The sequence below is a fragment of the Novosphingobium panipatense genome (genome assembly GCF_900182875.1).
In the GTDB taxonomy this organism is placed as follows: domain Bacteria; phylum Pseudomonadota; class Alphaproteobacteria; order Sphingomonadales; family Sphingomonadaceae; genus Novosphingobium; species Novosphingobium panipatense.
On record NZ_FXUI01000012.1, the window covers coordinates 24301 to 37975 of the forward strand.

The 13675-nt window shown below is 66.1% G+C and carries 12 protein-coding genes; 4 read left to right on the top strand and 8 right to left on the bottom strand.

Translation table 11 applies throughout. The annotated features are described in order from the left end of the window. Positions 1-124: 124 nt before the first annotated feature. Positions 125-388, top strand: coding sequence for a hypothetical protein (locus tag QOL62_RS15130; RefSeq protein WP_283406875.1), 264 nt, complete (start codon positions 125-127; stop codon positions 386-388). On the opposite strand, the gene QOL62_RS15135 is transcribed toward QOL62_RS15130, so the two are convergent. The 6 genes from QOL62_RS15135 to QOL62_RS15160 all read right to left on the bottom strand — a co-directional run bounded on the left by QOL62_RS15135 (position 385) and on the right by QOL62_RS15160 (position 8563). Continuing rightward, the gene (locus QOL62_RS15135) at positions 385-1689 is read right to left on the bottom strand and encodes a class I SAM-dependent RNA methyltransferase (protein ID WP_283406876.1); all 1305 of its coding nucleotides are present in this window, start codon (positions 1687-1689) and stop codon (positions 385-387) included. The genes QOL62_RS15130 and QOL62_RS15135 overlap by 4 nt on opposite strands. Beyond that, complete coding sequence (locus QOL62_RS15140; protein WP_283406877.1) at positions 1686-3083, bottom strand: NAD(P)H-hydrate epimerase; 1398 nt, start codon at positions 3081-3083, stop codon at positions 1686-1688. The genes QOL62_RS15135 and QOL62_RS15140 overlap by 4 nt, the downstream gene beginning before the upstream one ends. Before the next feature lie 99 nt (positions 3084-3182). Next, positions 3183-5039, bottom strand: coding sequence for a dihydroxy-acid dehydratase (gene ilvD / locus QOL62_RS15145; RefSeq protein WP_103730329.1), 1857 nt, complete (start codon positions 5037-5039; stop codon positions 3183-3185). Between the two features lie 88 nt (positions 5040-5127). Beyond that, positions 5128-5904 (bottom strand): N-formylglutamate amidohydrolase, encoded by a 777-nt coding sequence (locus QOL62_RS15150; RefSeq protein ID WP_283406878.1) that lies wholly within the window; start codon positions 5902-5904, stop codon positions 5128-5130. A 59-nt stretch (positions 5905-5963) separates the two neighbouring features. After that, positions 5964-6773 carry a 4-(cytidine 5'-diphospho)-2-C-methyl-D-erythritol kinase gene (locus QOL62_RS15155; protein WP_283406879.1) on the bottom strand — a complete coding sequence of 270 codons (810 nt, stop codon included), beginning with the start codon at positions 6771-6773 and terminating at the stop codon, positions 5964-5966. Positions 6774-6913: 140 nt separating this feature from the next. Further along, positions 6914-8563 (bottom strand): electron transfer flavoprotein-ubiquinone oxidoreductase, encoded by a 1650-nt coding sequence (locus tag QOL62_RS15160; protein WP_283406880.1) that lies wholly within the window; start codon positions 8561-8563, stop codon positions 6914-6916. A gap of 93 nt (positions 8564-8656) precedes the next feature. Here QOL62_RS15160 and QOL62_RS15165 point away from each other — a divergent pair, with 93 nt between their 5' ends. Genes QOL62_RS15165 through moaB form a run of 3 tightly spaced genes read left to right on the top strand, consistent with a single transcriptional unit; the run spans position 8657 to position 11763 of the window. Next, positions 8657-9406, top strand: a complete 750-nt coding sequence (locus QOL62_RS15165; RefSeq protein WP_283406881.1) for a uracil-DNA glycosylase family protein — start codon at positions 8657-8659, stop codon at positions 9404-9406. A 58-nt stretch (positions 9407-9464) separates the two neighbouring features. Beyond that, a complete protein-coding gene (locus tag QOL62_RS15170) occupies positions 9465-11252 on the top strand; it encodes a lytic transglycosylase domain-containing protein (RefSeq protein ID WP_199183866.1) in 1788 nt (595 codons plus the stop codon). Further along, complete coding sequence (moaB, locus tag QOL62_RS15175; RefSeq protein ID WP_283406882.1) at positions 11236-11763, top strand: molybdenum cofactor biosynthesis protein B; 528 nt, start codon at positions 11236-11238, stop codon at positions 11761-11763. Before QOL62_RS15170 ends, moaB begins: the two co-directional genes overlap by 17 nt. A gap of 23 nt (positions 11764-11786) precedes the next feature. Here the strand turns inward: moaB and QOL62_RS15180 are convergent, their stop codons facing one another. Next, positions 11787-12629, bottom strand: coding sequence for an arylamine N-acetyltransferase family protein (locus QOL62_RS15180; RefSeq protein WP_283406883.1), 843 nt, complete (start codon positions 12627-12629; stop codon positions 11787-11789). A 98-nt stretch (positions 12630-12727) separates the two neighbouring features. Continuing rightward, positions 12728-13621, bottom strand: a complete 894-nt coding sequence (locus QOL62_RS15185; RefSeq protein WP_283406884.1) for an alpha/beta fold hydrolase — start codon at positions 13619-13621, stop codon at positions 12728-12730. Positions 13622-13675: the final 54 nt, after the last annotated feature.

Here is a 13675-nt window from a genome sequence, read left to right on the forward strand (position 1 = left end):
CGGCCAAGGCCATTCGAAAGAGGGCCATATAGTGCGCCTGCGTGACAACTCAACTGTACGGTCCACAACCGGCTGCGCACGCCCACAGGTTGAATGGACACTCTGCGGACTGTAGAGCCCGACCATGGATTTCGACGACCAGCTTCGCCGCTACTTCGGCACTGCCGATCTGGCCACCATCGCGCCCACGACGCTGGACACCGGTGTCGACCGCATGAGAGTCGAATTCGGCATGGAGCAGGATCGCGGGCGTCGCTTCGCCCTCTGGACGCTCATGTACATGTTCGGTGCCGCGCCGGACCTCGACGTCGCGTTCGAGGACGAGGACGACAGGAACGCCGCCCGCGACTTCATGGACATGATGGATGGGGCGAACGGCGGCCTCTAGCCGCCTTCAGCCTCGGAGGCGTCCCGCACGAAATAGCTGGCCAGTTCGACATGAGTGGACCACCGGAACTGCCCGACCGGCCGCAGTTCCGCCAGACGAAAGCCGGCATCGACAAGACGCGCCGCATCGCGGGACCAGCTTGACGGATTGCAGCTCACGTAGACCACTCGGCTAACCGAGGAGGCGGCGATGCACTCGACCTGCTCACGCGCTCCCGCCCGGGGCGGATCGAGAACGACGGCTTCGAAGCGGCTCAGTTCATCAGGCTGAAGCGGGTTGCGGAACAGATCCCGGTGGGCACAGAACACCGGAAGCTGTGCCCGATCCGCGGCCGCCTTGCACGCCAGATGAGCATCCCTCGCCGCTTCTGCCGCAAGCACTCTGGTGTCCGGACCAGCCAGAGCGAAGGCGAACGTGCCCAGCCCCGAAAACAGGTCGGCTATCGTAGCGGCACCCTGTAGCCATCCTCGTGCGGCATCGACGAGCGCCTTTTCTCCATCGGCTGTGGCCTGCAGGAACGAGCCCGGCGGAAACGGCACCTGCACATCACTCAGCGTCACTGTGACCGGTTCAGGCTCCCAGACCGTCTCGAAGCCGTAGCCGCCATCCATCGTCAAGCGGGCAAGCCGGTGTTGGCGCGCGAAGTCCAGCATGGCTTCGGTGGCGCTCAACCCCTCGGCAACAAGCCCTTTGATGCCAAGGTCCACGCCCTGGTCCACCAGCGTCATTTCGATGTCGGCAGCCATACGCGGCATCGCCTGTGGCTTGGCCGGCTTGCCGCCCTTCCTTGAGCCGGACTTGCCCGCCGCGCTCTTGCCCATCACGATCAGCAGCCTGCGGAGCGGCGCGACGAGGGCGAAGAGTTCGGCTGCGAGGACGTGGCATTCCTCCAGTTCGACGAGGCGGTGCGATCGGGCCTCCCGAAAGCCGATGACGATGCGGCCACCCGAGCTTTCCGCGCGCAGCGACGCCCGGCGACGGGAGTACGGCGGTGAGAGATGCGGCGCCGCCAGATGCTCTGCCCCCAGCTCCTGCGCTGCGGATGCATTCGCGACCCGCGCTTCGACAAAGCTCGAGAGGCTTTCCTCGTCCAACTGCTGCAGCTGGCAGCCACCGCAACGGCCGAAGTGGCGACACGGCGGGGTGACGTGGTGCGGCCCCCATTCCAGCGTGCCGTCGGCCTGAAGCCTATCGCCCGGCGCAGCCCCCCAGGCGAAGCGCCCGGATGCGGTCACGCCATCCCCCTTGGAGGCGATGCGCAGGATTTCTTCGGGCAGAAGCTGTTCGATATCGTCGGTCACAGGCAGGCCGCTAGCGCAGCGGGCACCGCCTGCGCAAGCTGTCCTGCGGTAAAGGCCGGCGGACAAAGCCGCGCTGCCTCACCGTGCAGCCACACACCCTGGCATGCGGCTTCGAAGGCATCCACCCCGCTTGCCACGCGGCTGGCAATGATGCCGGCAAGGACATCCCCGGTCCCTGCGGTGGAGAGCCATGAACTTGCGCGGGACGCACAGGCCAGCCTTCCCTCCGGATCCGCGATGAGAGTGTCGGGCCCCTTGGCAACCACGATCATGCCGCTTGCCAAAGCGAGAGCGCGCGCCCGTTCGGGCCGGGTCCCCACCCCGTCGAGTCCGAACGCGCGCTCCAGAGCAACGAATTCGCCTTCGTGCGGGGTAGCTATCGTGACGGCCTGACGTTCCGCCAGTTGCCGGCTGCCCAGCAGAACCAGGGCGTCCGCGTCGAGAACGACCGGCACCGGGTCGGCCAGAGCGATGGCCAGCCGCTCGCGAGCGGAAGCATCACGCCCGAGCCCCGGGCCCACCAGTATCGCGGCGTTCCTGTCGTCCGTCAGCACTTCGGTTAGAGGCCCCTGCTCCACCACCACGTCCATCGGGACACTGCGCTTGCTCTCAGCGAAAAGCTTCACGTAGCCAGCGCCCGCGCCTTGGGCGCCCACGCTCGCCAGCACCGCCGCGCCCGGCATGGCGCCGCTGACGACGGCAAGAAGGCCCCGCTTGTACTTGTGCGCGTCGGCGGCGGGCGCGCGCGCAACTGGACGGCCAATCGCGGTCGCGGCGCCCGTAACAGCGGCAAGGCCGATGCCTACCCGCTGCAAGCGCCCCATACGCGCCGCAGCGGGCATGAGGAAATGCGCAAACTTCCAGGCGCCCAGTGCGAGGGTCAGGTCGTAAGCGGGAAGCCCATCATTCAGCACCATGCCCGAATCGGCCTGTACCCCGCTCGGCAGGTCCACGGCAACGCGGCGAGGGTGGAGAGCGGCCAAATCCGCCAGGGCGCCGGCATGCTGCGGCGAGAGCGGGCGGGTCAGTCCGGTGCCGAACAGGCAATCGACAAGCACCTCTCCGTGCGGCGCCTCTCCGACGTCAAGCACAGGACCCTGGTAGCGAGCCCGGGCCTCCCTGCACGCCGCGGTGGAAGGCTCCCCGCCGACCACCACCGCGACGTTGCCGCCACGTTCGCGCAGGGTCTCGGCAATCACGTAGCCGTCGCCGCCGTTGTTGCCGGGGCCACACAACACGGTCACCCGGTGCCGTGCGGCCAGCCGCCAGACCCACTCGGCCGCCCCGCGCCCGGCTGTTTGCATCAGGGAGCCGACGGTCTCGCCCGCTTCGATCAGAAGCTGCTCGGCATCACGCACCTGCTGCGCTGTCAGGATCTGGTCGCTGTGGGGCATAGGCTTCACCGTTCGCAGGAGTGGAGGACGTCTGCGCCATCGTAGCGGCAGCACCGCTGCGAACAAGACACCCGCCCCGCCTCCGGCGAAAGGCCCGCCTTACCCTCGCTTGAGCTGGCTCACGTCCCGGATGGCGCCGCGCGCCGCGCTGGTCGTCATCGCGGCATAGGCCTGCAGCGCCGCCGACACCTTGCGGGGTCGCGGATGCACCGGGGACCATGCCGCATCGCCGCGCGCTTCCTGCTGCGCACGCCGGTGGCTGAGCACCTCATCCGAAACCTTGAGGTTGATGGTCCGTCCGGGGATATCGATCTCGATGGTGTCGCCATTCTCGACCAACCCGATTTCCCCGCCCTCAGCAGCTTCGGGCGAGGCATGACCGATCGAAAGGCCGGAGGTGCCGCCTGAGAAACGCCCGTCGGTCAGCAGAGCGCAGGCCTTGCCCAGCCCCTTCGACTTCAGGTAGCTCGTGGGGTAGAGCATCTCCTGCATGCCGGGGCCGCCGCGCGGTCCTTCGTAGCGGATGACCACGACGTCGCCCGCCGAAACCTGGCCACCAAGGATCCCGGCAACGGCCGCATCCTGCGATTCGTACACGCGTGCCGTACCGGTGAACTTCAGGATCGATTCGTCGACGCCCGCGGTCTTCACGATGCAGCCATCGCGCGCGATGTTGCCGTAGAGCACCGCCAGGCCACCGTCCTGGCTGAACGCATGCTCCTTGGAGCGGATGACGCCATTCTCGCGATCGAGATCGAGCGACTCCCAGCGACGGGACTGGCTGAACGCCGTCTGCGTCGGCACCCCCCCGGGCGCGGCGCTGAAGAACTCCTGCACTGACGGCTCATTGGTGCGGCTGATGTCCCAGCGGTTCAGCGCATCGCCGAGCGTCCTGGAGTGCACGGTCGGCAGGTCGGTGTGCAGCAGGCCCGCACGGTCAAGCTGGCCCAGGATCGCCATGATCCCACCGGCGCGGTGGACATCCTCCATGTGAACGTCGTTCTTTGCCGGCGCCACCTTCGACAGGCATGGAACCTTCCGGCTCAGACGGTCGATGTCCGCCATGGTGAAGTCCACGCCTGCTTCGGCCGCGGCGGCCAGCAGGTGCAGCACGGTGTTGGTCGAACCGCCCATGGCGATGTCGAGGCTCATGGCGTTCTCGAATGCCTTGAAGCTGGCGACGCTGCGCGGCAGCACGCTTTCGTCCTCCTGCTCATAGTAGCGCTGGCACAAGTCCACCGCGAGGCGACCCGCTTCCAGAAACAGGCGCTTGCGATCGGAGTGTGTAGCGAGCGTGGAGCCGTTCCCCGGCAGGGACAGGCCCAGCGCTTCAGTCAGGCAGTTCATCGAGTTCGCGGTGAACATGCCCGAACAGGAGCCGCAGGTGGGGCAGGCGGAACGCTCGATCGCCTTGACCTCCTCGTCGGTATAGCTCTCGTCCGCTGCGGCGACCATGGCATCAACGAGGTCGAGCGCCTGCTCCTTGCCCTTCAGCACGACCTTTCCGGCCTCCATCGGGCCGCCGGACACGAACACGGCGGGGATATTGAGGCGCATCGCGGCCATCAGCATTCCCGGCGTGATCTTGTCGCAGTTCGAGATGCAGACCATGGCATCCGCGCAGTGTGCGTTGACCATGTACTCGACGCTATCGGCGATGAGATCACGACTCGGCAGCGAGTAGAGCATGCCGTCGTGACCCATGGCGATGCCGTCGTCGACAGCGATCGTGTTGAATTCCTTCGCCACGCCCCCGGCCGCCTCGATCTCGCGTGCGACGAGCTGGCCCAGATCCTTGAGGTGGACGTGGCCCGGCACGAACTGAGTAAACGAATTCACCACCGCGATGATGGGCTTGCCGAAATCGGCGTCCTTCATGCCCGTCGCACGCCATAGCCCCCGCGCACCCGCCATGTTGCGGCCGTGGGTAGAAGTGCGTGAACGATAGGCAGGCATTTGCGGGACTCCGGAAGGTGGCGCCTCACGCGCCAGGCGAGCTGCCCCTACAGTGCATTAGGTTTCAACACAACGCCTCATTCCGAAACTATATTTCGTCCGGCGCCGTTGCGGGGTAACCCGACGGGTCGCTCAACTGCCCTGCCACCGTCTCGCACATGGCCGCCATCAACGCCGCCCACCGTGCCTGACCCTCCTCGTCGGAGATCAGGTCCTGGCGGATCTCGATGCTGATGTACGGGATGCCGCCCGCTTCGGCATGACGGTTCATCGAGGCGTTGAGGAGCTTGCCCGAATAAGGTTGCTGATCCCCGACTATGAGATCGCGGCCCCGCAGCCAGTCGAGCGCCAGATGCGCCGTACGCTCGTCCCGGTTGTAAAGCACACCCACGTGCCAGGGGCGGGGGCTGTCGCAGGTGGCCAGGCCTGGCGTGAAGCTGTGCAGGGACAGAATCAACGCGGGGCGATGCTCGCGCAGCAGGGCCGCAAGGCCGTTGTGGTAGGGTCGAAAGAAGCGCTCTACCCTCGCGTTACGTGCCTCGTCGCTCAACACGTTTCCGGCGATCGCGTAGCCGTCGCTGACCTCCGGCATCATGCCAGGCGCGCCCGGCTCGCGGTTATAGTCGCAGACAAGGCGGCTCACGTTGCCGAGCCAGGCCGCCGTTCCGGGGCGGACCATGTGTTCGGCAATCTGCGCCACACCGATGTCGACCGCGATATGCTGGTCCAGAAGAGCGGGATCGATCCCCAAATCGATGTCGCGCGGCACGCGGTTCGACGCATGATCCGCCACCACCAGTATCCCGCCCGCCCGCGGCGTGCCGAGAAGCCGGCTTGCACTTTCGTCCAGATCAGCCTGTGCCAAAACTGCCTCCCTCTGCTGATAGCGCCCCCTCGGGCCACCGCGTCGTACTGCGGGCCAGCTTAACGCAAGCTGCCTGTCATCTGCCACCAGCCGGGGTGCTTCTCCGCCAGCTTTTTCGCAGCGCGGTCCCGCTGCGCCTCCTCGTCGTAGAGCGCGAAGCAGGTGGCGCCTGAGCCGGACATGCGCGCCAGGAACGGGTCCGTGAATTGGAGGGCCGCCAGCACGTCCGCCACGGCCGGGCAGAGGACGATCGCCGGAGCTTCCAGATCGTTCCGCCCGCCGAGCGCAATCTCCCGCACCGAGCCGGAAGGCATCGCCCCCCTGTCGACACCGTCCCACGCCTTGAACACAGGGCCGGTGGGCACCGCCGCGCGCGGGTTTACGAGCAGCACCGGGGTGCCCGCGAGATCGCTCTGCACAGGGGCCAGTTCCGTGCCGGTGCCGGTGCCGACGCACGTCGTTGAGAGGACGCAGGCGGGCACATCGGCGCCGAGCCGGGCGGCGCGGGCCTGCCAGTCATCAGGGAGCCCGTGCGCGCGCTCCACCATGCGGAACACCGCGCCCGCATCCGCCGACCCCCCGCCCAGCCCGGCGGCTACCGGCAGGCGCTTCTCCAGGTCGACGGCCCAGCCCTTGCCATGAGGCAGGCCGGACAGCGCTTTGGCCACGATGTTGCCAAAGGGGTCTTCGATCAGGGACGCGAACTCACCGTGAGTGACAAGGCTGTCGGCTTCGGCCGGTGATGCCGATAGCCTGTCACCCCCATCGACGAAGGCGAACAGTGTCTCGAGCTCATGATAGCCGTCATCGCGCCGACGACGGACATGCAGGGCCAGGTTGATCTTGGCGTAAGCGGTTTCGGAAAGCATCGCCGCTTCATGGAGCGGCGGCAGCGGTGACGCAATCCTTCGTCGTCGGCAACCTCTTCGCCGAAGCAGGGTGCCTAATGGCGGGAACCTCCCAATCAGCAAGGCTGACGGGAGGTTCCGGTATTCCTGACAAGGCAGGCTTACATGTTCGGGTAGTTAGGTCCGCCGCCGCCTTCAGGCGTGACCCATTCGATGTTCTGCTTGGGGTCCTTGATGTCGCAGGTCTTGCAGTGGACGCAGTTCTGCGCATTGATCTGGAGCCTGGAGCCGGCGCCATCGGGATCCACGAACTCGTACACCCCCGCCGGGCAGTACCGCGCTTCCGGTCCTGCAAAGACCGGCAGGTTCACTTCCGTCGGGATCGCAGGATCCTTGAGCTTCAGGTGGACCGGCTGGTCCTCCTCGTGGTTGGTGAACGAATAGGATACGCTGGTAAGACGATCGAAGCTGATTACGCCATCGGGCTTGGGATAAGCGATCGGCTTGTAAAGATCGGCACGCTGCAACTGGCTGGCATCGGTGTGGTGCTTCATTGGCTTTGCGACGCCGAAACCGAAGAGTGTGCGCAGCCACATGTCGGCGCCGGCAAGCACGGTCCCCAGCTCACCGCCCCACTTCGCCACCAGAGGCTCCGCGTTCTGCACGAGCTTCAGTTCCTTGGCGATCCAGCTGGAACGGACCGCGTCGTCGTAGTCCTGCAGCGTGTCCTGCTCGCGGCCGGCCTTGATGGCGGCGGCAATCGATTCGGCGGCGAGCATGCCGCTCTTCATGGCGGTATGCGTGCCCTTGATGCGCGGCACGTTGACGAAGCCGGCGGAGCAACCAGCAAGCACGCCGCCGGGGAACGCCAGCTGCGGCACGGACTGCCAGCCACCCTCGTTGATCACGCGCGCGCCATAGGCCACGCGCTTGCCGCCTTCGAGGACCGCACGGATTTCCGGATGCTGCTTCCAGCGCTGGAATTCCTCGAACGGATGGATGTGCGGGTTCTTGTAGTCGAGCGCCGTTACGAAACCGAGCGCCACCTGGTTGTTCGACTGATGGTAGACGAAGCCGCCGCCCCAGGCGTCGTTTTCGCTCAGGGGCCAGCCCTGCGTGTGGATCACCCGGCCCGGGACGTGCTTGTCGGCCGGAATGTCCCACAGTTCCTTGATGCCGAGGCCGTAGATCTGCGGCTGACAGTTGGCTTCCAGATCGTACTTCGCCTTGAGGCGCTTGGTCAGGTGCCCACGCGCGCCTTCGCAGAAGACCGTGTACTTGCCCAGCAGGTTCATGCCGGGCTGGAAGTCGCCCTTGGGGTTTCCTTCGCGATCGACACCCATGTCGCCGGTCTGGACGCCAATGACGGCGCCGTTGTCGTCGTACAGGATTTCGGCGGCGGGGAAGCCCGGGAAGATCTCGATCTCGAGCGCTTCCGCCTGCTCCGCAAGCCAACGGCACAGGTTGCCGAGCGAACCCGTGTAGTTGCCCTTGTTGGACATGAAGGGCGGCTGGATGATGTGCGGAAGAGCGTATTTGCCCTTCTTCGTCAGATGCCAGTGCCAGTTGTCCGTGACGGGCGTTTGCGCCAGTGGGCAGCCGTCCTCGCGCCAGGTGGGCAGCAGTTCGTCCAGCGCCTTGGGGTCGATGGTTGCGCCCGAGAGAATGTGTGCACCGATTTCGGAGCCCTTCTCCAGAACGCAGACCTGAAGGTCCGGGTCGACCTGCTTGAGCCGGATCGCCGTTGAAAGGCCGGCAGGGCCGCCCCCGACAATGACGACGTCATAAGGCATCTCTTCGCGTTCGATCATGGGAGCCCCATAAGAGTTCTTTTTGTGTTTAGCCGTGCGATTAAAGTCGCAATTGCCTTGATTGCTCCGGCGCGGCAGGTCAAGACCCGCGCGATGGATCAGCCGCCAAATCCCGATTTTCTGGACGATATCACGGGGGCACTCGATTGGTGGCGGACCGCCGGCGTCGACTGCGACTTCCTGGATGAGCCGGTTGAATGGCTCGCTGCGCCCGAAGGTGAGGAGCCGGCGCCGGTGGAACGTCGCCGTCCGCCGCCCAGACCCGACCCCGAAGCGCCGCCACCTGTCGCCCGGCTCGATCCGGGCTCCCTTCCCCAAGGTCTCGAGGCGTTCGCCAGCTGGTGGATGACCGAACCGCTACTTTGCGAGGGTGGCCCCGCCGCACGCGTCCCGCCGCAGGGGCGGCCGGGCGCGGACCTCATGGTCGTAGTGGAGGAACCGGAAGCGCAGGACATCGACACCCTGTTGAGCGGCAGTCACGGCAAGCTGCTGGACGCGATCCTCTCCGCCTTCGGGACCGACCGGCACAACGTCTATCTGGCGAGCGCGCTGCCGCGCCACACCCCGGGCGCGGACTGGGAGGCCATGAACGAGCGAGGACTCGGTCAGGTGCTCGCTCATCACATCGGCCTCGTAGCGCCAAAACGACTTTTCGTGCTCGGCGGCAACGTCTTGCCGCTAATCGGCCACGAATCACCGCATCGGCCTGCCATGTTGAGAACTTTCAATCATGTAGACAGACAGATACCTCTGCTCGCCTCCTGGGCACTGCCTGCGCTGCTTACGCAGCCGCGCGCGAAGCCGGTACTCTGGAGGGCCTGGCTGGAATGGACCGCAGGCTGACAGGCGCGACGGTCCATCCGCAGGACAGCAGGATCGCACATTATTGCGGGGATGCGACTTGAAACGATTTATCAGGGCCGGGCTGGCGACGAGCGCCTGCCTTGCGGCAGCTGCAGGGACGGTACCGGCCTTCGCGAACAGCGCGGCAGTGGACTACTTCCGCGCCCGGGCCGATCGGACGGCGGTGCCTTCTCTGCTCAGCCAGGATGAGCGCACCTATTACCGCCAGGTCTTCGACGCGATCGAGGCGAAGGACTGGTCTACCGTACAGAGGATGCTGGCGGAACGGTCGGATGGTCCGCTCCACCAGCAGGCCCGGGCGGAATACTATCTCGCGGCAGGCTCGCCGAAGATCGAGCTGAACGAACTCCAGACCTGGCTCGCCCAGGGAGCGGAGCTGCCGGGGGCCGACCAGATCAGCCGCCTCGCTCTGAAGCGAGGCGCCACCGCGCTGCCGCAGCTACCCGCGGAGCAGAGCTTCGCACGCTTGCCGATCATGTCGAAGCGAGCCCGTCCCTCCTCGATCGAGGATGGCACGATGCCGGCCGCCATCGCCAGCAGCATCAACGATCGCATCAAGAATGACGACCCGGTGGGCGCACGCCTCCTGCTGGACGGCATCGACGCCAGTCTCAGCCCGTCGTCGCAAGCCGAATGGCGCCAGAAGGTGTCGTGGAGCTTCTATATCGAGAACAAGGACGCCGAAGCCTACCAGATGGCCCAGATCGCAGCTCTGGGTCAGGGCCCATGGGTAGGCGAAGCGTGGTGGACCGCCGGGCTGGCGGCATGGCGTCTGGGCGACTGCGACGGCGCGGCCGATGCCTTTGCCAAGTCGGCGAAGGCCTCTGAAAACGCCGAACTCACCAGCGCGGCGCATTACTGGGCTAGCCGGGCGCTCGTGCGGTGCCGCAAACCGGAACAGGCGAGCGCCCTCCTGCGGCTGGCCGCTGCTCGTGACGAAACGCTTTATGGCATGCTGGCGGCGGAGCAGCTGGGCGTGAAACTTCCGGAGCAGCATGCCGCCGCAGACTTCACGCAGGCCGACTGGCAGCAACTGCGGTCAAGCCCGAACGTGCGTGTCGCCGTGGAACTGGCCGAAATCGGCAAGGATGGGCTCGCGGACGAGGTCCTGCGCCATCAGGCGCGCATCGGCCAGGCGTCGCAGTATGCCCCGCTGACGCGGCTTGCCCGCGACCTGGGCCTGCCGGGCACGCAGCTCTGGATGGCGTATAACGCGCCCTACGGGGGCAAGCCCGAGCCCGCGACCCGCTTTCCCACGCCCAAGTGGACACCGGTGGGTGGATGGAAGGTGGACCCTGCCCTGGTCTATGCGCACGCATTGCAGGAATCCGTGTTCCGCTCCAGCGCCGTCAGCCCTGCCGGCGCCCGTGGCCTAATGCAGATCATGCCGGCGGCGGCTCGCGATCATGCCGGGGCACTTGGCGTGGTTGGCAGCGCCACGGACCTCAACAAGCCGGAGGTCAATCTGGCCTTCGGGCAGCGGCATCTCCAGATGCTGCAGAACCACTCCGGTACGCAAGGCCTGCTCCCCAAGGTCATGGCCGCCTACAACGCGGGCCTTGCTCCCATCACCCGCTGGAACACCGAGGTGAACAGCCAGGGCGATCCGCTGCTGTGGATCGAATCCCTGCCTTATTGGGAAACCCGGGGCTATGTGAACATCGTCATGCGCAACTACTGGATGTACGAGCGGCAGGCCGGCGGCCCTTCCGAAAGCCGCATGCAGCTGGTGCAGGGCCTCTGGCCGACGTTCCCCGGGCTGGCAGGATCCGAAGGTGTCCGCATGGCTTCGAATGGAGTGATCGTACGTGGCCATCGACCCTGAGCGCGTCTTCAAGCCCATCAACATCGCGCTTCTTACCGTCTCGGACACCAGAACCGCTGAGAACGACACTTCGGGCGACATACTGGCCGATCGCATCACCGGCGCGGGCCACCGGCTCGCCCGCCGCGCCATAGAGCGCGACGATGCGGAGGCCATCGCCGCCTTGTTCAACGCGTGGATCGATGATCCGGAAGTGGACGCGATCGTTTCCACCGGCGGCACGGGCCTGACGGGTCGGGACGTGACGCCGGAAGCCCTGGCGAAACTGGGCGGACGGGAGATACCGGGGTTCGGTGAGTTGTTCCGCTGGCTCAGCTACAAGACGATCGGCACATCGACCGTGCAGAGCCGCGCCATGGCGGTCCTCGTGCGCAGCACGTACCTTTTCGCCCTCCCCGGCTCCAACGGCGCGGTGAGGGACGGCTGGGACGGCATCCTTGCCGAACAACTCGACAGTCGCAACCGTCCCTGCAACTTCGTGGAACTGATGCCCCGTCTGCTTGAGGCCTGAAGCGGTGGCGGGACGTTTCGTTCCTAGCTGAACAGGGCCAGCGCCGCGGCCTCTTCCAAGTCCAGGCTGATCTGGAATATCTCGCGCAGGCTCTGCGTATAGTCGGCAGCATCTGTGATCGCGCGGCTGCGGGTTCCTGCTCCGTCGTGGATCGTCAGTTGCAGGTCAGTCATGGACGCGAACCCCGACGGCAGCGGAATGCTGGCAACATGCAACGTCGTAAACCGGGTGTCTGGCCGGGTGGACGTCCAGTGATTGGCCTGGTCCAGGTCCGCCTGCCCCACCGCACTGAGGTCGAAGCTGTATTGTGGCTGCCAGTCCTCATGCGCCTGGGCTCGCCCATCCGTGGCATGCGCCGGACCTGCCCGCTCCAGCAACCATTCGCCCTTCATCTCGCCGCGTTCTCCGACGCGCCGAAGCCGGTGGCGCGCTCCATCGGCGGTCGTAGCCTGCGCCCCGTCCTGCAGCGGAAGAGGGGGTACGTTGCTACCACCGAAGCCCGCATCGGCCAGCCATGGATCGCCGTCCAGAATGGCGAGAACCGCCGTATGCGTGCGCGGCGGTTCGGCCCCTTCCGGCTGCCCCAGCCATACCCGCGCAAGCAACGGCCGCGTCACGACGCCGAGCGTTTCGAGCGCGTCCGCGAACAACCGGTTCTGCTCGAAGCAGTAGCCGCCGCGCCTTCGGACGACCAGCTTGTCAAAGACGCTGGAGGAATCGATGCGAATCTCCCGGCCCAGCATGACGTCGAGGTTCTCGAACCCGAAAGCCCGGCGATGCGCTGCCTGAAGCGCTCCGAGCCCGGCCGGATCAGCGGCAGGGGGCGCGCTCAGGTTCACACGCTGGAGGTACCGATCGATATCCATCCTGCTGTGCTAGACCAGCGGCCCCGCTGGGGGCAACCCTGTGGAAAAGCCCGGCACAAGCGGTGCACGCGATGTGGAGAACGGAAGCTGGCCGTCCCTTATCGAGCCTCCACCGGCTTGGCGGCGGCGTTCTCGACGAAGTCGAGGATCAACGGCACCAGCCTTGGCCAGGAGCGAAACAGTGTATGGCCTTCTGCGCCGGACATGGTCTGCGCCGACCGACGATTCCATTCATCGTCCTCCCACGGCGGGTCGAGGATGAGGGACTGCGGCACGAGCCGATGAACCCATTCGGATGTCGCGCGGGTATGGGACAGATCGCTGCGTCCGCTGCGGAACACGAGGGTGGGCATGGTCAGGCGGGCGAAATCCCGGGGCAACATGCCGGGAACCGGCGTGATCGCCGACGGCGCGTAGGCCGCTGCCCACTTCTGCATCACCGCGATGAATTTGTCTGGATTCTGGGCAAGGATGAAGGTGCGCGCCTGATCGCTTTTTGCCAGGTTCTCCGCCCAGCTGGTGGCCTTGAGGACCGCCTCCATCCCGCCCACGCTGGCCAGCGTCGCCGCTTCTCCGCAGTAGTAAGTCGCAAGCTGCATGAGGCCGATCGGATCGCCCGATATCCACCACAGCACAAGGTGCGAGCAGATGTCGGGGTCGCGGGCCGCTGCCAGCATGGAAACCCGGCTGCCGCCTGAGCCTCCGGCGATCACCGTCGGCCCGAGCTCCAGCTTGCGTATGAGGCCCGCCAGCCCCTCGGCTTGCATCTCGGATTCGCTGTCTCCCAGGAGGCAGGCATCAGACAGGCCGCAGTTCGGCCGATCGTAGATGAGCGCCCGGTATCCCGCGTCGACGAATGCCTGCGCCATCTCGCGCAGGCCGGGGACGTCCATCGTGAAGCGTCCTCCGGGTGTCAGTGCGATGGCCGGAGCATTCTGCGGTCCCAGCAACTCGTAAGCGATACCGATTCCGCCGACGTCGATCCTTGGCATGCCCATCTCCCTTGCTCTTGCGCAGGAGCGTCCTCCGGAGGATGAAGCAACACA